The sequence below is a fragment of the Pseudomonas sp. GW822-FHT02G04 genome (genome assembly GCF_058802085.1).
In genome coordinates, this window is the sequence record NZ_JBXANU010000014.1 from 130,063 (window position 1) to 151,273 (window position 21,211).

21 protein-coding genes are annotated in these 21,211 nt (G+C 59.4%); 4 read left to right on the forward strand and 17 right to left on the reverse strand.

From position 1 onward, the window contains the following. Positions 1–9 precede the first annotated feature (9 nt). Positions 10–168 carry a DUF3309 family protein gene (locus tag AC1RO5_RS18505; protein WP_177324963.1) on the forward strand — a complete coding sequence of 53 codons (159 nt, stop codon included), beginning with the start codon at positions 10–12 and terminating at the stop codon, positions 166–168. Between the two features lie 62 nt (positions 169–230). Here AC1RO5_RS18505 and AC1RO5_RS18510 read toward each other — a convergent pair whose 3' ends face one another. From AC1RO5_RS18510 to AC1RO5_RS18555, 10 genes are all read right to left on the reverse strand, one after another. Further along, complete coding sequence (locus AC1RO5_RS18510) at positions 231–2,324, reverse strand: LTA synthase family protein (RefSeq protein WP_493176796.1); 2,094 nt, start codon at positions 2,322–2,324, stop codon at positions 231–233. A gap of 565 nt (positions 2,325–2,889) precedes the next feature. Further along, the gene (locus AC1RO5_RS18515) at positions 2,890–3,492 is read right to left on the reverse strand and encodes an START domain-containing protein (RefSeq protein WP_413694678.1); all 603 of its coding nucleotides are present in this window, start codon (positions 3,490–3,492) and stop codon (positions 2,890–2,892) included. Between the two features lie 41 nt (positions 3,493–3,533). After that, on the reverse strand, positions 3,534–3,788 hold the full coding sequence (locus AC1RO5_RS18520) for a YkgJ family cysteine cluster protein (protein WP_007942053.1): 255 nt from the start codon (positions 3,786–3,788) through the stop codon (positions 3,534–3,536). Positions 3,789–3,956: 168 nt separating this feature from the next. Then, positions 3,957–4,424, reverse strand: a complete 468-nt coding sequence (locus tag AC1RO5_RS18525) for a translation initiation factor 2 (protein ID WP_493176798.1) — start codon at positions 4,422–4,424, stop codon at positions 3,957–3,959. 87 nt (positions 4,425–4,511) lie between these two features. Further along, the gene (locus tag AC1RO5_RS18530; protein ID WP_018929883.1) at positions 4,512–5,951 is read right to left on the reverse strand and encodes an aminotransferase-like domain-containing protein; all 1,440 of its coding nucleotides are present in this window, start codon (positions 5,949–5,951) and stop codon (positions 4,512–4,514) included. Between the two features lie 202 nt (positions 5,952–6,153). Continuing rightward, positions 6,154–6,966, reverse strand: a complete 813-nt coding sequence (locus AC1RO5_RS18535; RefSeq protein WP_493176800.1) for an OmpA family protein — start codon at positions 6,964–6,966, stop codon at positions 6,154–6,156. After that, a complete protein-coding gene (locus tag AC1RO5_RS18540) occupies positions 6,963–7,319 on the reverse strand; it encodes a DUF4398 domain-containing protein (RefSeq protein ID WP_018929885.1) in 357 nt (118 codons plus the stop codon). The genes AC1RO5_RS18535 and AC1RO5_RS18540 overlap by 4 nt, the downstream gene beginning before the upstream one ends. A gap of 9 nt (positions 7,320–7,328) precedes the next feature. Further along, positions 7,329–8,156, reverse strand: a complete 828-nt coding sequence (locus AC1RO5_RS18545; protein ID WP_493176802.1) for a substrate-binding periplasmic protein — start codon at positions 8,154–8,156, stop codon at positions 7,329–7,331. A 102-nt stretch (positions 8,157–8,258) separates the two neighbouring features. Next, entirely contained in the window at positions 8,259–9,188 is a 930-nt protein-coding gene (locus AC1RO5_RS18550; RefSeq protein WP_493176804.1) for an electron transfer flavoprotein subunit alpha/FixB family protein, read from the reverse strand. Continuing rightward, a complete protein-coding gene (locus tag AC1RO5_RS18555; protein WP_003226982.1) occupies positions 9,189–9,938 on the reverse strand; it encodes an electron transfer flavoprotein subunit beta/FixA family protein in 750 nt (249 codons plus the stop codon). It lies immediately after the preceding gene. A gap of 548 nt (positions 9,939–10,486) precedes the next feature. Between AC1RO5_RS18555 and AC1RO5_RS18560 the strand changes: the two genes are divergently transcribed. Continuing rightward, on the forward strand, positions 10,487–12,151 hold the full coding sequence (locus tag AC1RO5_RS18560) for an electron transfer flavoprotein-ubiquinone oxidoreductase (protein WP_493176805.1): 1,665 nt from the start codon (positions 10,487–10,489) through the stop codon (positions 12,149–12,151). 83 nt (positions 12,152–12,234) lie between these two features. On the opposite strand, the gene AC1RO5_RS18565 is transcribed toward AC1RO5_RS18560, so the two are convergent. Next, entirely contained in the window at positions 12,235–13,125 is an 891-nt protein-coding gene (locus AC1RO5_RS18565) for an AraC family transcriptional regulator (protein WP_493176807.1), read from the reverse strand. A 191-nt stretch (positions 13,126–13,316) separates the two neighbouring features. On the opposite strand from AC1RO5_RS18565, the gene AC1RO5_RS18570 reads away from it, so the two are divergent. After that, the gene (locus AC1RO5_RS18570; protein ID WP_493176809.1) at positions 13,317–14,369 is read left to right on the forward strand and encodes an NAD(P)-dependent alcohol dehydrogenase; all 1,053 of its coding nucleotides are present in this window, start codon (positions 13,317–13,319) and stop codon (positions 14,367–14,369) included. On the opposite strand, the gene AC1RO5_RS18575 is transcribed toward AC1RO5_RS18570, so the two are convergent. The 6 genes from AC1RO5_RS18575 to AC1RO5_RS18600 all read right to left on the reverse strand — a co-directional run bounded on the left by AC1RO5_RS18575 (position 14,366) and on the right by AC1RO5_RS18600 (position 20,244). Further along, positions 14,366–15,169 (reverse strand): IclR family transcriptional regulator, encoded by an 804-nt coding sequence (locus tag AC1RO5_RS18575; RefSeq protein ID WP_493176811.1) that lies wholly within the window; start codon positions 15,167–15,169, stop codon positions 14,366–14,368. The genes AC1RO5_RS18570 and AC1RO5_RS18575 overlap by 4 nt on opposite strands. Before the next feature lie 60 nt (positions 15,170–15,229). Continuing rightward, complete coding sequence (locus AC1RO5_RS18580; protein WP_493176813.1) at positions 15,230–16,540, reverse strand: MFS transporter; 1,311 nt, start codon at positions 16,538–16,540, stop codon at positions 15,230–15,232. A gap of 159 nt (positions 16,541–16,699) precedes the next feature. Then, on the reverse strand, positions 16,700–17,848 hold the full coding sequence (gene dgoD, locus AC1RO5_RS18585) for a galactonate dehydratase (RefSeq protein WP_007903915.1): 1,149 nt from the start codon (positions 17,846–17,848) through the stop codon (positions 16,700–16,702). Between the two features lie 62 nt (positions 17,849–17,910). Then, entirely contained in the window at positions 17,911–18,531 is a 621-nt protein-coding gene (locus tag AC1RO5_RS18590; protein ID WP_018926189.1) for a 2-dehydro-3-deoxy-6-phosphogalactonate aldolase, read from the reverse strand. A gap of 19 nt (positions 18,532–18,550) precedes the next feature. Next, positions 18,551–19,543 (reverse strand): 2-dehydro-3-deoxygalactonokinase, encoded by a 993-nt coding sequence (locus tag AC1RO5_RS18595; protein WP_493176815.1) that lies wholly within the window; start codon positions 19,541–19,543, stop codon positions 18,551–18,553. Positions 19,544–19,761: 218 nt separating this feature from the next. Continuing rightward, complete coding sequence (locus AC1RO5_RS18600) at positions 19,762–20,244, reverse strand: GNAT family N-acetyltransferase (RefSeq protein WP_493176816.1); 483 nt, start codon at positions 20,242–20,244, stop codon at positions 19,762–19,764. A gap of 243 nt (positions 20,245–20,487) precedes the next feature. On the opposite strand from AC1RO5_RS18600, the gene AC1RO5_RS18605 reads away from it, so the two are divergent. Then, positions 20,488–21,165, forward strand: a complete 678-nt coding sequence (locus AC1RO5_RS18605; protein ID WP_493176818.1) for an HD domain-containing protein — start codon at positions 20,488–20,490, stop codon at positions 21,163–21,165. The last annotated feature ends 46 nt before the right edge of the window (positions 21,166–21,211 follow it).

The following is a 21,211-nucleotide window of genomic DNA, read 5'->3' on the forward strand; positions in this document are numbered from 1 at the left end:
AGCAAGGAAATAGACATGGGCACAATTCTTATCGTTATTCTTATCCTGTTGCTGATAGGTGGTTTGCCGGTCTTCCCGCACTCCAGAAGTTGGGGTTACGGCCCGTCCGGTATCATCGGCACGGTGTTGGTGGTGCTGTTGATCCTGCTGTTGCTTGGCAAGATTTAAAAATTTTACCGGCAAAAAAAAAAGAGGCCCTGCGAAGGGCCTCTTTTGTATTCCGGAAAAACTTAGTCCGGTTTGCCGTTAACCACACCGGCGGTGTTATCGAGCAGGCTCTTGGTCGCCGTTTGCAGGAACGCTTCGAGCTTGAGTTTCAGCTCAGCTGTACGCGGAGCATCCGGAACGATCTCGGCGTGAGGCGTCGCACCCAGTTCGTACTGGTACATCTTCGGCGCCATTTCCTTTTCTTTCGGCAGCACCAGGATCTGGTCAGCTGTGACGATGGCGGTGGTCTGCTCGCTACCCGACGGCTTGATCACACCAAAACCGGTGTCGCCTTCAGGCAGGTTGAGCAGGTCGCGTCCCCAGCACTGATGACGCACTTCGCCACCAATACGGCCCATGATGGTCGGCACGATGTCGATCTGGGTGCCCACGGTGTGGTCACGCTGGCCGAACTTTTCCTGGATGCCCGGTGCGATCATCAACATCGGCACGTTGAAGCGGCCCAGGTCCATTTCGGTGATCTGACGCTCGTTGCCAAAACCATGGTCGCCAACGATGACAAACAGGGTTTCCTTGAAGTACGGCTCCTTGCGGGCCTTTTCAAAGAATTGACCCACTGCCCAGTCCGCGTAACGCATGGCGGTCAAATGCTCGTTCAGGCTGCCGCGATCGGTTACACGCTCAACCGGCAATGGTGTCGGCAAGGCATATGGCGTGTGGTTGGACAGGGTTTGCAGCAACGCATAGAACGGCTTGCCGTTCGCCCGCGCCTTGAGCTCTACCAAACCACGGTCGAACATGTCCTGGTCGGACACGCCCCAGGTCGGATCGGAGAACACCGGGTTCACGAAGTCGTTACGACCAATGAAGTTGGTCATGCCCTGGTTGCTGAAGAAACCCGACTGGTTGTCCCAGGCGAAATCGCCGTTGTAGACATACACGTCGCCGTAATTACGTGCGCTGAGCAGCTGCGGCAGGCCGGACAACTTGTGGCTGCCTTCCGGGGTCTGCATCAGGTATTCGAAACCCGGCAGGTTCGGGAAGCAGGCCATGGTGGCGAACATACCCTGGTGGGTATGCGTCCCGTTGGAGAAGAAGCGATCGAACAGCAGGCCTTCTTTCGACAGTTTGTCGAGATACGGCGTGATGTTGCCCGGTGCGCCCAAGGCCCCCACCGAGTGACCGGCCATGCTTTCCATCAGGATCACGACGACGTTCTTGATCGGCAGGGTCTTGTCGGCCGGCGGCATGTAATCGCGACGCACCGCTGCGATATCGGCATCCACCAGTTTTTCGTCCGGCATCACCAGCATGTCACGTACGATTTGCTGAGCTTGCGGCTGTGGCAGCGTTGCCTTCCAGATATTGTCGCGATCTTCGGACATCCGGCTCTTGGCCGCGGCGATCAGCGACAGCGTGCCGTTGAGGCCCAACTGGTTGGCGAAGTTCGAGTCGGTGGTGTAGACGTCACCCCAACGCAGCGGCGGGCCCTGGCGCAGGGTGCCACGCGCCGCGACCACACAGACCATCAGGCAGACCACGAACACTACGCCGCGCACATACCACGGAGCGACCTGGCGCGTGCCAATGCTGCCACCACTGAACGGCCCGCGAGGACGCGTGGCGCGGTCGGCGCCCTTGAACGCCAGGGTCAGAATCAACGTGCCCACGGCCCAGGCCAACAGATAGCGAACTACCGGGAAACCGTACCAGAGCATGCTCATCACGGTTTTCGGGTCTTCTTTCACATACTGGAAGACCAGGCCGTTGAGGCGCTGGTGGAACTCGCGGTAAAAGTCCATCTCCATCAGGCCGAGGAACAGCGCGATGCTCGAGGCAACGGTCAACCAGAGCCGGAAGAACCCGCGGGCCGCCATGGCCCGGGCGCTGAACAGGGCCAGCAGCAGCGGAACGCTGAGGTAAACCACCAGGCGCAAGTCGAAACGCAGGCCATTGGCGAACGCTTCCAGGAAGGTCGAAGCCGGTGTGTCGAGGATCATCGAGCGGTTGTAGACCAGCAGCGCGACGCGCAGCAGGCTGAACATGACCATCATGATCAGGGCGCACAACAGTGTGTAGGCCAGATGCGATTTGACGGTCGGTTGCAGCAGGCGACTAGAAGCTCGCTGCTGATTCAGGGCGTCCGGGTTTGCCATGTCGTTTTAGGACCCATTGGAAGTTGAAGTTTCAAAAATACAGCGGCGCCTTGCCCTCTGTTGGCCATCCTCGGCCCCGGGGCGTGCGCGGTGCGCAAATGTTGCACGATCAACCGCGGCATTGCCATTGATTACTGTCCGGCAGCCCAACTGTCGCTTGTAGCGCTCTGGGACAAGGGGCGTGGCGCAGAGTTGCGGGGTTGACTCGTTGAGGCGAGAGTGAATTGTCTTGGAGACTTTGTGAAAATTTTGTTCAACGCATATCCGGAAACAAAATAAAGCCAGCCCTTGGTAAAAAACGCAAACGCCCCGATCAAATCGCAATGCTGTTCACTTAACGCACTCTTCAGTCATGCCTACCTTTGTGGCGAGCGAGCTTGCTCGCGCTGGGCTGCGTAGCGGCCCCAAAAATCTGACAACCATTGCCGATTTTTGTGAGTGCTACGCACTCAAGCGGGAGCAAGCTCCCTCGCCACAGGTTTCTCTGACTCAAGACTCTCTAAGTGAACGGTATTGCGATCAAATCGGGGCGTTGTTCAACAGGTCGTATCAACTGGATACGCGGTTACTTCTCGGCGCGTTCTTTCAGGGCTTTGAGAGTATTGAACGGCGCATCGACCACAAACTTGTTGGCCAACCACGACGGCACGCTGCCGCCTGGATCGGTGTGGACCTGATATGTCACTTCGACTTGATCGCCTTTGGGCACGAACTTCCAGAAACCCTTGACCTGGGCAACCCGTACAAAACCTTTTTCTTCCGGAAGGTACTTCGGCTGCCCTTCCAGCTCGCGGGTCAGGCTGCCATCGGCGCCGTCAACGGTGGTGACATGCAATACCGAATCGCGAGAAGTCACCGGCCACGGTGTATTGAACTGAGTGTAGGTCCAGCTCTGGTTGCCTTCATGCTTGAGCAGCTTCTGGACCTTGCACTCGTGAATCCAGGCGCAGGCTCCCGGAACGTCTTCCTGCAATGCACGCAGTTTGGCCATGGTGGTCTTCATCACCGTTACACCACGGTAAGCCTTGTATTGGGAACCAGCCACCTCACTCAAGGACACCTTGATGCCGTCTTCATCCTTGGCGGTTTTCCAGTCTTCGGCCTGGGCTGTGGAGGCCAGCAAAACCGTCAAACCACACAGCACAGCGATACGATGCAGCGAACCCATAATCTTATTCCTTATTGTTGAAGTTCCGTTCGTTGAACACATCACGCAGCCGTCATTTGCTCCCACCAGCCCAGCAATTTGATCGCTTCGTCGCGGCTGCTTCCGCAAACCTCGACATCGGCCTCAAATGCCGAACACACCGCGGGACGTTCCGGCTTGCCGAAAATGCTGCACAGGTTATCGGCAGACAGTTGTACGCATCGTTCTCCGGCGGCTTTGCCATTGGGCATGCCGGGAATCGGCGAACTGATGGAAGGGGCAATGCAACAGGCGCCACAGCCTTCACGGCATCTCATGACGACAAGCTCCTCGTGGCGAGCAATGTGTTAAAGGGACGTGGCACAGAGTAACGGCTAAAACAGTTGTTTTAAATTACCCGGGCCCGGGTTTTTACGCTCAAACGAACGTGACTGACCAGTCTCCGACAAAGCGTCTGTTTCACGGGTCACGAATAGGGGGGGAATTTACTGCTTGAACTCGAATTCCAGCGCCGCGCCTTCAACATCCCGGCGCTCATCATTGCGCCGTTGCAGCTGCATTTCGTTGCTGATCAGGCGACCGTTGAGCTGAAACGGACTGCTTTTGTCACCGAACATTTGCGGCAACACCGCATCGTGTCGAGGCAACGGTACCGTGCCGACCGGTTTCAATTCATCGACCTTATCCTTGGGCAAACTCAAGTCGAGATTGGCGGGAGGGAGTTTGGTTTTCACCACTTCACTGGCTGGTTTCGACTTGGAAGCAATGGGAGAACGCTTTTTGACCGGTGCAGCCTTCTTTGTGGCCGGAGCGGTTTTTATGACAGTCGCCGGTTTTTTCGCGGTTGCGGCGGCTGTCGGTTTTTCCTGGACGGAAGCCGCCATGACACCTTCCGCATGACAAGTCATCAACAGGCAGATCAATAACCAGGCGGCAGGAAAAATCGGTTTCATGGACCCAACGGCGCGAACGGCAGAAAGCTATATGCTCGCCTGTTGGAGGCGACAAGACAAGCGGGCAGTTCATAACTGCCCGGCAAGTCAAAAACCGCTCGTTGTCTCCTGACACAGTTGTGTCGCCAGCAGCCCCAGCGTCATCAATGCACGCTCGGCCTCGCGGTTCCAGGGGATGCCGCAGTTCAGGCGAATGCAGTGATTGAATTGCTCGGTGTTACTGAAAATAAGCCCCGGCGCAATGCTGATGCCCTGCTGCAACGCACGCACATGCAACTCTTGCGTATTGACCCGCCCCGGCAGACTGACCCACAGAATGAAACCGCCGGTAGGCCGGGTCATCTGTGTACCTTCCGGGAAGTATTGCTGCACTGCCAGTTGGAAAGCGCTGAGGTTCTTGCGGTACTCCTGACGGATGTAACGCAAATGCCGGTCGTACCCGCCGTTCTCCAGATAGGCCGCAATGCCCATTTGCGTGACACTGCAGGCCGAATGCGTGCTGAACGTCTGCAAGCGCTGAATTTCCTGCTGGTACTTGCCGGCAATCATCCAGCCGATCCGCACGCCGGGCGACAGGGTTTTGGAGAAGCTGGAGCAATAAATCACCCGATCCAGCCGGTCATAGGCCTTGAGCGATTTGGTGCGGCCCTGCTCGAACATCAGCTCGCCGTAAATATCGTCTTCGACAATCTGAATATCGAAATCCGAGGCCAGGCGCAGCAGTTGTTTCTGCCGCTCTTCGGGCATGGTGCCGCCCAAGGGATTGCTCAGGCGCGTGGTCAGCACCAGTGCCTTGATCGACCACTGGTTGGCCGCCAATTGCAAGGCTTCGAGGCTCATGCCGGTGGCCGGATCGCTGGGGATCTCGATGACTTTCAGCCCCAGCAGGTCGGCCAGTTGCAGCAAACCGTAATAGGTCGGCGACTCGGCGGCGATCAGATCGCCCGGCCGGGTCAATACACGCAGAGACATCTGCAACGCATCGACGCAGCCGTGGGTGATTACCACCTCCGACGGATCAACCACCACGCCGGCATCGCGCATGCGGATCGCCACTTGCCGACGCAACGGCTCGAAACCAGGGCTGAACATGTAGCTGAACGCCCGCGGACTATGGAAACGGGTGACCTTGGCCAGTTGCTGATGCAGTGCCCGCACCGGCAGATAATCGACACTCGGTACAGCCGCGCCCAACGGGAACACACCTTCGCGGCGGGATTCGACCAGGACTTGCTGAATGATGCTGCTGCGGGTGACCAGGCCTGGGCGCTCGACCCGGGCGATGTCCGGGGTCGGTGCCGTCAGGGCGGGCGTCTGGTGCACGTAGTAACCGGATTGCGGCCGGGCACGGATCAGCCCTTGATCTTCAAGGTTCGCGTAGGCCTGCAACACCGTCGCATGGCTGACGTTGAGCTGCGAACTCATCTTGCGCACCGAAGGCACGCGCTCGCCCGGCTGATAGACACCGCGGCGGATGTCTTCGGCCAGCTGCTGAGCAATACGTTGATAGAGCAAGAGATTGGTCATGACGCAGCACTCGATTTCACGGGCATTTTATTCTTGTGTGAAACAATACCGGAACAGTTTAGAAGTGTACTGGGACAGTTAATACAATAGTCGACCATACAGTGCGGTGTCAGCAAAAACTGTACTGTTTTACGACGCATTTGGCGGGCGCAAAAAAAACCGGCGCTGCTGAACAGGCCGGGTTTTTCCAGTGACGCAGCCCTTAACGAGCCGCGCCGAGCTGGCCTTTTTCGTCGGAGAATACAATTTCCACCCGACGGTTCTGGGCACGACCGCGCTCGGAAGCGTTGGCGTCCACCGGGTATTCATCGCCGTAACCTTCGACCTGGATGCGCTTTTCGTCGATGCCCAGGTCCGTCAGCACGTCAGCCACCGATTGCGCACGGTCGCGGGACAGCTTGAGGTTTTCCTGTTTACCGCCGGTGCTGTCGGTGTAGCCCTCGATCCGCACCACACGCTTGGGGTTGAGTTGCAGGAACTGGACGATCTTCAGCACCACACGGTTCGCCGAGCTCTTCAGTTCCGCTTCACCGGTATCGAACAACACATCGCCCAGGGTCATCACCAGACCACGGTCGGTCTGGGTGGTCGCCAGCGCCACGATCTGCTCTTCGAGCCACTTGCCCTGTTGCTGCACGCTGAGCAATTTGGACTCACGCAGCGCCAGTTGCAGGCGCTGACGCTCGAGTTCGAGTTTCGCTGCGCGCTCTTCGTTGAGTACCTGATTGGTGTGTTCCCGGGCGATTTCGCTGTAGCGCTGGCTCAGGTAGGCGTAATGCACCACGTCAGAACCGCTGCCCCAGTAGCTGGACAGACGATCGGCGCGGGCCAGGGACTCGCCGGCGCGGATCACGTCTTTGGGCGCAATGCGCAGCACGTTGGAATCTTCCTTGACCTTCTGGAAGTCGGCGCCGGCCTGCTGCAACGCGGCTTCGCTGTGTTGACCGGCGCAGCCATAAAGGCTTGCGCAGCCGACCAGGATCAAGCCGCCAAGTGCTTTGGTCTTCAGATTCATTGGGCATCTCCCAGTTGCTTGCGCAGGCGGGTGATGCGGGTATTGAGCACGTTCAACTGCTCCTCGCTCTTGTGGGTCAGGACCCGGGCTTCGGCCAGGCGCGCGTCCAGCTCGGCCTGCTCGGCCCGCATACGCGCATTCTTGAAGGACTGGTCGGCCATGTTGCCCTTGGCACGGTTGAACTTGTCCTGGGCCAGTTTCAGCTCCGGCACTTCCTCGGCGGTAGCGCCCACGGCCTTGGCTTGTTCAAGGGCCTGTTCGGTCAAACGTATTTGTTCATTCGGCGCCGGATCGGCTGCACAACCCGCCAGAGCCAGAACGGCCAGGGCAGCGAAAAGAGGTCGAATACTCACTAAAAATCCCTACTGTTTTGGGGTACTGACAGGTTGTGGCTGCTGTTGTGAGCCTTGCGCTTTCCAACGCTCGATATTGCGCAGCAACGCAGCTTCCGTCAGTCCGGACGCGGGCAATTCTGTCATCTTTTTGGCCAGCTGTCCGCGCAACCAAGGATCGTTACAGGCGGAGTTATGGGAAACCGCGAGGTACAGGCCGGGTTTGTCGATGGGTTGTGGGTGGGCCATCAAGTCATTGGCCATCCCCAGCGTTTGCACCATGGCCATGCCCGAGTAGCGGCCGGCGAGGACAAATTCCACCTCGCCCAGCAGCAATTTCTGAAAGGCCTGAGTCAGATTGGGTGTGCGCACAAGGGTCAATTGCTGTTCGGCAAAAGTGCCGAATGAAGGGGTCACTCGAGCCTTTTCCGACAATGCGCCGGGATGACCGTGAAGGTCCTGCGCTTCGTTGTAGACCAATAGCGAGTCATTGCGAGTCCAGACCAGATAATCGTTTTCCAGCAGCGCTGGATGGATGTAATCCAGATTTTCCAGCTCATTTACCGCCAAGGGCGCATCGGCCAGCATGTCCATGCGCCCGCTGCGCACTTCATCCAGGGCCTGGGAGCGTTTGCCGGCGTACAGCAGCTCAACCTTGATGCCCAACTCCCCCGCCACTTGCTGCAACAGATCAGCACTGGCGCCGATCAGGTGCTTGGGGTTTTGCGGGTCTTGCCACAGGTACGGCGGCGCGTCCGGGCTGCCGGTCACGATCAGGCGCTCGCACTTGCCCGCGGCGGCAGACAGCCCCGGCAATAGCGATAATCCCAGCAAGCCCCATACAAGACGCAGATCCATGGCCAAACTCTCCTCTCAATCCCGGATATGCCAACCGTAGGACAAAACACAAAAAAAAAGCCCGACCAAAAGGCCGGGCTCTTTATAAGTCAAGCCGCCGGATTAGACCAGCTTCTCGAACTCGGGGATGGCTTCGAACAGGTCTGCCACCAGGCCGTAATCGGCCACCTGGAAGATCGGCGCTTCTTCGTCCTTGTTGATCGCCACGATCACCTTGGAGTCTTTCATGCCGGCCAGGTGCTGGATCGCGCCGGAGATACCGACGGCGATGTACAGCTGTGGCGCAACGATCTTGCCGGTCTGACCGACCTGCATGTCGTTGGGTACGAAACCTGCGTCGACCGCAGCGCGGGAAGCACCGACGGCAGCGCCCAGCTTGTCGGCCAGGGCGTACAGGTGTTTGAAGTTGTCACCGTTCTGCATGCCGCGACCGCCGGAAACGACGATCTTGGCAGCGGTCAGTTCCGGACGATCGGACTTGGCCAGTTCTTCGCCAACGAAGCTGGAAATGCCAGCGTCGTGAGCAGCGGCAACGGCTTCAACGGCAGCCGAACCACCTTCAGCCGCCACCGGGTCGAAACCGGTAGCACGCACGGTGATCACTTTGACCGCCGCGTTGGACTGCACGGTAGCGATGGCGTTACCGGCGTAGATCGGGCGCTTGAAGGTGTCAGCGCTTTCGACCGAGATGATCTCGGAGATCTGGTCAACATCCAACTGAGCGGCAACGCGCGGCAGGATGTTTTTGCCGTTGGAAGTGGCGGCGGCCAGGATGTGGCTGTAGCCCTTGCCCAACTCGGCCACCAGCGGGGCGATGTTTTCCGGCAGTTGATGCGCGTAAGCGGCATTGTCAGCAGACAGGACTTTGCTCACACCCGCGATTTTCGCAGCGGCTTCAGCCACGGCGCCAGCGCCTTGGCCTGCAACCAGAACGTGGATGTCACCACCGATCTTGGCGGCAGCAGCAACGGTGTTCAGGGTGGCCGGGGCCAGCACTTTGTTGTCGTGTTCAGCAATAACCAAGATAGTCATTTAGATTACCTTCGCTTCGTTTTTCAGTTTCTCGACCAGTTCAGCCACCGACTTGACCTTGATACCCGCGCTGCGTGCAGCCGGCGCTTCGACTTTCAGGGTCTTGTTGGTGGAGGCGGTGGAAACGCCCAAAGCGTCCGGAGTCAGCACTTCGAGAGGCTTCTTCTTGGCTTTCATGATGTTTGGCAGGGACGCGTAGCGCGGCTCGTTCAAACGCAGGTCGGTGGTGACGATGGCCGGCAGTTTCAGGGAAACTGTCTGCGCGCCGCCGTCGATTTCGCGGGTCACGGCAACGCTGTCGCCGCTGACTTCGACTTTCGACGCGAACGTGCCCTGACCGTAGCCGCTCAATGCAGCGAGCATCTGGCCAGTCTGGTTGTTGTCGCTGTCGATGGCTTGTTTGCCGAGGATCACCAGCTGAGGCTGTTCCTTGTCGACAACAGCCTTGAGCAGCTTGGCCACGGCCAGGGAAGTCAGATCTTCAGCGGATTCGACGAGGATGGCGCGGTCGGCACCCAGAGCCAGCGCGGTGCGCAGTTGCTCTTGAGCGGTGGACGGGCCGATAGAGACGACGACGATTTCAGTCGCAACGCCTTTCTCTTTCAGACGTACGGCTTCTTCCACTGCGATTTCGCAGAACGGGTTCATCGACATCTTGACGTTAGCGAGGTCGACGCCGGAATTGTCCGCCTTGACGCGAACCTTGACGTTGTAATCCACAACGCGTTTGACAGCTACAAGAACCTTCATGGATTCCTCGTTACTCTCCGGTGAAAAGAAAGTCGCCTAGGCGAACCTGGCGGTTGATGCACATGGGGCACAAGGGCACCTCTAAAAACGCCGGCATTCGTATCAAGTGACCATCACTCACGATGTTGATGACCGTTCGTCAGTGGTGACCGACAGGTCATTCATTATCGCGGCGTGTAAACTGCGCGCCAAAGCTGCGCGACACATCACCTTGTCCTGCCATCGCCCTGTCTTTAGAGGTGCTCTTGAAACCTACAATCAGCCTACGGCGAGCGCAAAACCGACCGTATCTTGACCGGAACACCTATTCTGGTCAATACGGCAAAATGGCCAGTCATAAGCCGCGTGACTTTGATTTCTCTGGGTTTGAGCCAATTCAAACAAACGTTTGTATTGGACGCTAAGAGTGGTGTAGATATAATGCGCCACCCAGAGAGAAAGGTGGCTCATCGATTGTCCTCTCCCCCGCGTTGTGGGGGAATTCATGGATGCGACACCCAACCTCCAATTAGAAAAAAAACTGTTGAGCCTTGAGTAGGAGATAGCCTGTGGAACGCGAATACATGGAATTCGACGTGGTCATCGTCGGTGCCGGCCCCGCTGGCCTGTCCGCCGCCTGCCGTTTGAAGCAGAAGGCCGCCGAAGCCGGTAAGGAAATCAGCGTCTGCGTGGTCGAAAAAGGCTCCGAAGTCGGCGCTCATATCTTGTCCGGTGCCGTGTTCGAACCACGGGCCCTGAACGAACTGTTCCCGGACTGGAAAGAACTCGGCGCGCCGCTGAACACGCCAGTCACCCGCGATGACATCTTCGTTCTGAAGAACGCTGACAGCGCGCAGAAGATTCCAGACCTCTTTGTGCCCAAGACCATGCACAACGAAGGCAACTACATCATCTCCCTGGGCAATCTGTGCCGCTGGCTGGCCCAGCAGGCCGAGAACCTGGGCGTGGAAATCTACCCGGGCTTCGCCGCCCAGGAAGCGCTGTTCGACGAGAACGGCGTGGTTCGCGGGATCATCACCGGTGATCTGGGCGTTGACCGCGAAGGCAATCCGAAAGAAGGCCTGTACACCCCAGGCTTGGAACTGCGCGCCAAGTACACGCTGTTCGCCGAAGGTTGCCGCGGCCACATCGGCAAGCAGCTGATCAAGCGTTTCAACCTCGACAGCGAAGCCGATGCCCAGCATTACGGCATCGGCCTGAAAGAAATCTGGGAAATCGACCCGGCCAAGCACCAGCCAGGCCTGGTGGTCCACACCGCCGGCTGGCCGCTGGACATCATGGGCACCGAGAACACCGGTGGCTCGTTCCTCTATCACCTGGAAAACAACCAGGTGGTGGTCGGTCTGATCGTCGATCTTTCCTACAGCAATACCTTCCTGTCGCCGTTCGACGAGTTCCAGCGCCTCAAGCATCACCCGGTGCTCAAGCAATACCTGGAAGGCGGCAAGCGTGTCAGCTACGGCGCTCGCGCCATTTGCAAAGGCGGCCTGAACTCGCTGCCGAAAATGGTCTTCAAGGGCGGCGCTCTGATCGGTTGCGACCTCGGCACCCTGAACTTCGCCAAGATCAAAGGCAGCCACACGGCGATGAAGTCCGGCATGCTCGCCGCTGACGCCGTGGCCGATGCGCTGTTCGCCGATCTGGACGGCACGCAAGAGCTGACCACTTACGTCGACGCCTTCAAGAAGAGCTGGCTCTACGACGAACTGTTCGCCAGCCGCAATTTCGGCCCGGCGATCCACAAATTCGGCGCCATTGTCGGTGGCGGCTTCAACTGGATCGACCAGAACATCTTCGGCGGCAAACTGCCGTTCACCCTGCACGACACCAAGCCGGATTACGCGTGCCTGAAACTGGCGGCCGATTGCAAGAAGATCGACTACCCGAAACCGGACGGCAAGCTCAGCTTCGACAAGCTCAGCTCGGTGTTCATCTCCGGTACCAACCATGAAGAAGAGCAGCCGTGCCACCTGAAGCTGGCCGACGCGAGCATCCCGATCAGCAAGAACCTGCCGCTGTACGATGAACCTGCCCAGCGTTACTGCCCGGCCGGCGTGTATGAAGTCGTCACCCAGGAAAACGGCGAGAAACGCTTCCAGATCAACGCCCAGAACTGCGTTCACTGCAAGACCTGCGACATCAAGGACCCTGCACAGAACATCACCTGGGTGGCACCGGAAGGTGCCGGCGGCCCGACTTACCCGAACATGTAAGTCGAACGTTTGAACAACAAGGCTCCCTGAACGGGGGCCTTTTTGTTGCCCGCAATTCAAGCGTCACCACAAAGCCCTATGGATCAGGCAACGCGCTCATCCCCCGGATTTCGTTCAAAGTAGCGCTTGTACTCACGGCTGAATTGCGACGTGCTCTGATACCCCACCCGATGCGCCACCTGGGCCACGCCCAGTCCTTCGCCCAGCAACAACTGCTGGGCCTTGAGCAAACGCAAACGCTTCAGATACTGCACCGGCGACAATAAGGTGCTGCGCTTGAAATGCTCATGAAACGTCGACGCACTCATGTTCGCACAACTGGCCAGGGTCTCGACGTTCAGCGGCTCGGTGTAATGCGCATGCAGATGGCTCAACGAGGCCGCGATCCGGGCGAACTGCCCCTGTTGCTCCACCAGCGCCCGCAACACATCGGCTTGCGGCCCGCGCAGGGCGACGAACAACAATTCACGCAATCGCGCCTGCCCCATAACCTGGCATTCCAGCGGATCGTGCAGGCAACGCAACAGCCGTTCAACACAACCACGCATCGCATCATCGAGTACCGCCGAAGTCATGGACTCTGGCGTCTGCGCCTCGATATAACGCCCCGGCGCCAGCCTCATGGCCAGCACCAACTCACCGAGCAACACCCGGTCAATGGCGATGGAAACGCCCAGCATCGGGCCATCTGGAGCCGAAAACGTCTCGCATTCGAACGGCACCGGCAGCGCCTGAATCAAATAATGCCCGGCGCCGTATTCCAGAGTACGCGGCCCCAGATACGCCAACTTGCTGCCCTGGGCGATGATGACCAGGCTTGGCTCGTAGATTTGCGGGCCACGGGCCAAATCACAACTGGCCCGCAAAATCTGCACGCCCGGCAACGTGGTAGGCGTGAAACCATCGCGGTTGGTCAGCGGCTGGATCAGCGAAACCAGCGTGGCATTGGCATCGAGATGACGGGTCAACAACATGGAGAGCTCTTCACAAAAAAGTCACGAAAAAAGGGATGAAAACATCATCGCAGGTCTGAACGCCAATGCGACCAAACGAAGGCGCATGCCGGAGGATTAGGCATGACACCCGGAGGAATCGCCATGGCCGGTCACCCGCGCGGTGCCCAGAATGGCTCGCCTCACCTGTCACTGCTTTTGCGAGGTTCACCATGTACACCGCCATCGGATACGCCGCTCAGTCGTCCACCACGCCCCTCGCCCCAATGAAATTCGAACGCCGCAGCCCACGGGCCGACGATGTGGCGATCGAGATTCTCTACTGCGGCGTCTGCCATTCCGACATCCACCAGGCGCGCAACGAGTGGGGCATTGCGGTTTACCCGCTGATGCCCGGCCATGAGATCGTCGGCAAAGTGACCGCCGTCGGCGCGAACGTTACTAAACACAAAGTCGGCGATCTGGTCGGCGTCGGTTGCATGGTCGACTCGTGCCGCCACTGCGAAGCCTGCCAGGCCGATCTGGAGCAATACTGCCTCGAAGGCCCGACCCTGACTTACGCCACCCCGGACCGGGTCGATGGCAGCAACACGATGGGCGGTTACTCCGACAGCATCGTGGTCAGCGAGCACTTTGTCGTGCGCATCCCGGAGAAGCTCGACCTGGCCAGCGCCGCGCCGATTCTGTGTGCCGGCATCACCACCTACTCGCCGCTCAAGCACTACGGCGTGAAGGCCGGTGACAAGGTCGGGATTCTTGGCATGGGCGGTCTCGGTCACATGGGGATCAAGTTCGCCAAGGCGATGGGCGCTGAGGTGACCTTGTTCACCCGCTCGGAGAGCAAAGCTGAAGAAGGTCGTCGCCAAGGCGCGGACCACGTGATCGTGTCCACCGATGCCGAACAGATGAAGGCCGCCGCCGGACAATTCGACTTCCTGCTGGACACCATTCCGGTGCAGCACGACCTCAATCCCTACCTCGATACCCTGCGTTTCGACGGCGTGCACATTGTGGTGGGTTTGATCGAGCCGATCGATCCGCCGGTGCATGCTGCCAAACTGGTATTGGGTCGTCGCATGCTGGCCGGCTCACTGATCGGCGGCATCGCCGAAACCCAGGAAGTACTGGACTTCTGCGCCGAGCACGGCATCTCCTGCGACATCGAAATGCTCGACATCCGCCAGATCAACGAGGCTTACACCCGCATGATCGCCGGTGACGTGAAATACCGCTTCGTGATCGACATGGCGACGCTGAAACTCTAAACCTTCAGGCCCAATTCCGCCGACAGCCGGGCTGTGACCCCTTTGATCAGGGGAATCAGCTCGGCCATTTTTTCCAACGGCATGTACGGCACGGTGCTGGCGACGCTGATACCGGCGACAATGCGCTTGCTGGCATCGCGGATCGGCGCCGCCACGCAGCGGATCGACGGTTCGTTGTCTTCCAGGTCGAAAGCGTAACCGCCGGCCACGTACTCGATCATGCGCTGCTGAAACTGTTCCCAGGATTGCTCCGGGTGCTGCGGCCAGAACTGATTTTTCCCGCCCACCGGCAAGCTGATTTCATACAGCCGTTGCCATTCTTCCTGCGAGTCATCAAGCATCAGCGCCTTACCGATCCCGGTACGCGCCAACGGCATGCGATGGCCAACCCGCGAACGCATTTCCGGGCCGTTGCGCCCCGGATTCTTGTGCAGGTACAGCACCTCGTCGCCTTCACGAATCGCCAGGTGAATAGTGTCGCCGGTCAACGCCGACAACTCATCCAGATACGGCCCGGCCAGCGTCACCAGCGGCAGTTCTTCGCGCGCCTGAAAACCCAGCTCGATCAGTTTCGGCCCCAACAGATAGCCGACCTGTGGCACCACCCGCAGATAACGCTCGTCCACCAGGCAACTGGCCAGGCGATGAGTGGTGCTGCGCGTCGTGCCGATCAGCCGGGCGATTTCCTTGAGATCGCGGGCGCCACTGGCCACCGCCTGAACCACACCCAGGCCACGAAGCAGTGTCTGGGTGCCGGTCGGCGCGGCGTCCTTGGCGATTTTTGGGGCGTCTTCCTGCATATCCAGCCTTTACCGTTGAGCGAGGGAACGGGCGGCATTATGGTCGCCCGGCGGCTGCGACTACAACTTGATACGTTCGACCTTGCCCACCAGCAACACGTAGGAAAGCGCACCCAGCAACGCCAGAACCGAGATATAGGTGATCGCCGGGGCAAACGAATCACCGGAGGCGAGGAAACCGATGACGATTGGCGTGGTAATCGCCGCCAGGTTGCCGATGAAATTGAACACCCCACCTGTCAGTCCGAGCAAGCGCGCCGGGGCCAGGGTCGACACCAGCGACCAGGTGATCGAGGCCAGACCGTTACCGAAGAAGGCCAGCGCGAGGAAGGCAATCACCAGTGGTGTCGACTCGACGAAGTTGGCGCCGATGATCGAGGTGGAAATCAGCAAACCACCGATGATCGGTAACTTGCGAGCAAAGCCCACCGTGCAGCCGCGACGAATCAAAAAGTCCGAGAAGAACCCCGAACACAGCACGCCGACGAAGGCCGCCAGAAACGGTAGCGACGCCAGCAAGCCAGACTTGATGAAGTCCATGCCGCGATACTTCACCAGATAAGTCGGGAACCACGTCAGGAAAAACCACAAGGTCGAATTGAGGCAAAACTGGCCGAGGTAAATGCCCCACAACTTGCGCTTGCTCAGGACAATCCCGAGGTCGACCCAGCTGAATTTCGCCTTGGCCCTGGCGGCTTCGGCCTGGATATCCACCAACCCGCCGCCCTCGCGGATCAGATCGATTTCAGCATCATTGGCGCCCTTGAAATCCCGTGGTTCGCGATACACCGCGTACCAGATCACCGCCCACAGGATGCCCACCGCACCGGTGCTGACAAACACCATGTGCCAGCCATATTGGTGTTGTAGCCAGGCAAGCACCGGCGTCAGGAACGCCAGGCCGACGAACTGCCCGGAGGTGTAGAAACCGATGGCCGTGGCGCGTTCGCGCTCGGGGAACCAGGTGGTCACTACGCGGCTGTTGATCGGGTACGCCGGCGCTTCCAGTGCACCGACCGCCATGCGCAGCACGAACAGCGCAATGAAGCTGGCGGCGAAGCCGAGCATCACCGTGGCCAGCGACCACAGCAGCAATGCGACGCTATAGAGAATGCGCGGCGGCACCCGGTCCACCAGCCAGCCGCCGGGGATCTGCATGGCGGCGTAGGTCCAGCCGAATGCGGAAAAAATCAGCCCGACATGGATCGGATCGATGCCCAGGTCGCTGGTCAACGCCGGGGCGGCAATCGACAGGTTGCTGCGGTCCAGGTAGTTGATCACCACCGTGATGAACAACAGGACCATGATGAAAAAACGCTTGCGACTGGGCGTCACCAACGACGCCTGCCCGGTGAGGGTTTGCGGTTGCATGGGGGTGCCTCTTCTTATGTTTATTGAGGTCGTGGTGGCTGATCGTTCCTACGCTCTGCGTGGGAATGCAGCCAGGGACGCTCTGCGTCCCAAGAGCGGACGCAGAGCGTCCGGTGAGGCATTCCCACGCAGAGCGTGGGAACGATCACCGCGTGAGTATCACCACTCGGCAAAACTGCCATCGGCATGGCGCCAGATCGGGTTGCGCCAGCGGTGGCCGACCGCCGCGCGTTCGATCACGTACTCCTCGTTGATCTCGATCCCCAGGCCCGGACCGTTGGGGATCTTCACGAAGCCTTTGTCGTAGTCGAACACCCGCGGATCTTTCACATAATCGAGCAGGTCATTGCTCTCGTTGTAATGGATGCCCAGGCTCTGTTCCTGAATGAATGCGTTGTAACAAACCGCGTCCAGTTGCAGGCACGCCGCCAGGGCAATCGGGCCCAGCGGGCAATGCAGCGCCAGCGCCACGTCGTAGGCTTCGGCCATGTTGGCGATCTTGCGGGTTTCGGTGATACCGCCCGCGTGGGACGCATCGGGCTGGATGATGTCGACGTAACCTTCGCTGAGCACACGCTTGAAATCCCAGCGCGAGAACAACCGCTCGCCAAGGGCAATCGGCGTGCTGGTCAGCGGCGCCAGTTCTTTCAGCGCTTCGTAGTTCTCACTGAGCACCGGCTCTTCGATGAACATCAGTTTGTACGGGTCGAGTTCCTTCATCAGCACCTTGGCCATCGGCTTGTGCACCCGACCATGGAAGTCCACGCCGATGCCGACATTCGGACCGACCGCATCGCGCACGGCGGCAACGTTGGCCAGCGCCAGGTCGACTTTCTCGAAGGAATCGAGGAATTGCAGCTCTTCGGTGCCGTTCATTTTCACCGCGGTGAAACCACGGCTGACCGCTTCTTTCGCGGCGCGAGCAGTGTCCGCCGGACGATCACCACCGATCCACGAGTAAACCCGGATCTTGTCCCGCACCTGGCCACCCAGCAAATCGCTGACCGACACACCCAGCGCCTTGCCCTTGATGTCCCACAGCGCCTGGTCGATACCGGCCAGGGCGCTCATGTGGATCGCCCCGCCCCGGTAGAAGCCGCCACGGTAGAGCACTGTCCAGATGTCTTCGATGTTGCGTGGGTCTTTACCGATCAGGTAGTCGGACAATTCCTCGACCGCAGCCGCGACGGTGTGCGCGCGGCCTTCAACCACGGGCTCGCCCCAACCGGTCACACCCTCGTCGGTTTCAACCTTGAGGAAGCACCAGCGCGGCGGAACGATGAAGGTGGTGAGTTTGGTGATTTTCATCTGTGCTCTCTTCTTGTAGATGCAGCGCTTATAGAAGTAGCGCGCTCGGCGCCAAAAAAGTCTTAACGCAAGGCATTCCAGGCAGCGACATACGCCTTGGCGCGCACCGCCACTTCGTCTGCGGTCATGCCCGGTTTGAACAATCCGGAGCCGAGACCGAAACCTTTGACGCCGGCCTCGACAAACACCTGCATGTTGTCCGGCGTAATCCCGCCCACCGGCACCAGCACCGTTCCCGCCGGCAACACCGCCAGCCAGGCTTTCACAACGGCGGGGCCCATCTGTTCGGCCGGGAACATCTTCAACACGTCCGCCCCTTCGGCCAGCGCTGCAAAGGCTTCGGTCGGTGTCGCCACGCCCGGCGACAGGAACAGCCCCGCTGCCTTCGCCGCGCGCAACACCTTTGCATCGCTGTGGGGCATGACGATCACTTGGCCGCCTGCCGCTTTCACTTGCTCGACCTGTTCCGGCGTCAACACCGTGCCCGCGCCGATCAGGCAATCGGCGGGTAATGTGCTGCGCAGGATGCGAATACTTTCGTACGGCTCAGGGGAATTAAGCGGCACTTCGATGACGCGAAATCCGGCCGAGTACAGGACTTCGCCCACGGCTGCCGCCTCTTGCGGACGCAGGCCACGCAAGATCGCGATCAGACCGTTTTGTGCCAATGCTTGCTTGAGCATGTCAGACCTCCAGTCAGGTTTAACGGGATGGGTTTGCGGTGATCAGTCCGGCGGCAACCGCCAGCTGCCACAAGCCGCGTTCGGTGGCCTGTTCGGCCAGGGTCACCCGGGCAAAACCGCAGGCGTCGAGCGCCCGGTTGTAGCGAGCACAGAGTTGGGCGTTGCCGATAAGGATGACCGAGGGCAGGTGCACGCTGTTGCGTCGACGCCGCTGAACATTGGCCAGGGCCGACAGTTCATGGCCGATCAACAGGCCGGACAGATAGTCCGGCTGAGCGCTGGCGCTCAGCTCGCCGGTCAGCCCCAGACTGCGGGCACTGAACAATGTCGACAGCGGCCCGATCTCGCCATCCGCCGACAGCGCCACTTGCACGCCACGGTCAAAAGCATCGCCATCAAAAGACGCGCCGCGCTGCTGAGTACGCCCCAGAATGCTGTGTTCGCTGAGCACGGCGAAGACTTCGCCGGTCATGAAAGTATCGAAATGCACGATGCAGCCATCGGCCACTTCCACCCATTTCGAATGGCTGCCCGGCAGGCCGATCAACAGATCGCTACCCGCCTCGCCCGGCAGATTCTGCAACACGCCGAGGACCTGGGTTTCCTCACCACGCATCACGTTCGGTAAGCGCGAACGCTGAATCACGCCCGGCACGATGTGCACATCGACACCGCGAAGACTGCGAACGGTTTGTAGGGAAGTTCCGAGATTGGCGACGTTCGCCGGCGTGTCGCAGTAAGCCGCTTCGCGCCAGCCCTGAGCACTGCCGACCATGCCGCAAGCAATCACCGGCACATCGGGCTGCGCGTCGAGCCAGTCGCCGCAAGCCTCGTCGAAGGCCAGTTCAAAACCGTCGGCGCACGCCTGACCGGCGATGGTTCGCGGCGTCTTGGGCAGCTGCATGATCCCGGACGACAGCGCACGCTGGTCCAGCACCTGGCCACCGAAGCCGAGTTTGTAAGCACGTAATGAGGTTGTCCCCCAATCGAGCGCGATCAATTGCGCCAGCATCGCTTCACCTGTTTTGTTTTTTTGGCAGTGAGTGAGCTGGACTATAAACCTTGACGAATGAAAATCTCAATATATAAATTACAATCCCACATGTTGAGAGACAAGCAAAAAAAGATCGCAGCCTTCGGCAGCTCCTACGGATTCATGTACGCCGCAATATCGCGATCGAAACACAATCCCGTGCAGGAGCTGCCGAAGGCTGCGATCTTTTTAGAGGATCAATTACCGGCGGCAAAATCCCTTAACACCGCCCCATCCATCCGATACCGCACCCACTCTTCCTGCGGCTGTGCGCCGAGGGATTTGTAGAATTCGATCGCCGGTTTGTTCCAGTCCAGCACGCTCCATTCGAAACGGCCGCAGTCGTTGGCGCAGGCGATTTTTGCCAGGTGGCGCAGCAAGGTTTTACCGGCGCCGCCGCCCCGTTGTTCAGGAGTGATGTAGAGGTCTTCGAGGTACAGGCAATTGCTGCCCAGCCAGGTGGAATAGCTGAAGAAGAACACCGCGAAGCCGATCGCCAGGCCATCGCGCAGGCAAATCAGGCCATGGGCGGTGGCGCCTTCGCTGAACAGGCTGCGCTCGATGTCGGCGACGCTGGCGATGACTTCGTGGCGGGCACGTTCGAAGTCGGCCAGTTCAGTGATGAACGCGAGGATTTGCGGAGCATCGCTGGGGGTTGCCGGGCGGATTTCGATCGTCATGGACGTGCCTTGTCAAAAGTTGAAAACGCCATACTAAGTCCGCGCGCGGCGCTCGTCACATTTGAAAGCAATGTGGCGAGGGAGCTTGCTCCCGTCGGCCGGTCCGCGTTCGGGCAAAGCAGTCGCAAAAACTGGCGACGCGGGTCTAATTGAAATACCGTGCCGTCTGGGGTCGGGGCTGCTACGCCGCCCAACGGGAGCAAGCTCCCTCGCCACAAAAGCGTTTTCATACATAGGACATTTATGAGCACCGCTGCTTTCGCACCTCTGCAGAATCTGGCTTCTGAACTGCTGCCCCATGCGCTGGAACCTGGCGAGGACGGTGCCCACGATCTGTCGCACTTGCAACGGGTGTGGCACAACGTGCGCACGCTTCATGCCGAAGAAAGCGGTGATCTTGAGGTGCTGCTGGCCGCCGTGCTGTTGCACGATTGCGTGGCGGTGGAGAAGAACTCGCCGCTGCGGTCCCAGGCGTCACGGTTGGCGGCGCAGAAAGCGTCGACAGTGCTGACAGCCATGGATTGGCCTGACGCAAAAATCACTGCGGTCGTCCATGCCATTGAGGCCCATAGCTTCAGCGCCAACATCACACCCACCACCCTCGAAGCCCGAATCATCCAGGACGCCGACCGCCTCGACTCACTCGGCATGCTCGGCGTGGCGCGTACCTTCTACATTGCCGGGCGCATGGGCAGCGCGTTGTACGACCCAGTGGACCCGGAGGCAAACGAGCGGGACTACGACGACAAACGCTTTTGCCTCGATCATTTCCAGACCAAGCTGCTGCACCTCGCGGACGGTTTCCAAACGACCACCGGCCAGCGTCTGGCACAGGTTCGCCATCAACGCTTGAAGGGATTCATGGAACTGTTCAAGGAAGAAATCGGCGTCTGCCAAGCGCATTACTCCGGCCGGCGCTAACCCTGAAATCGGTAACCACAGACCTAACTTCGGCGCCTTGCGTGAT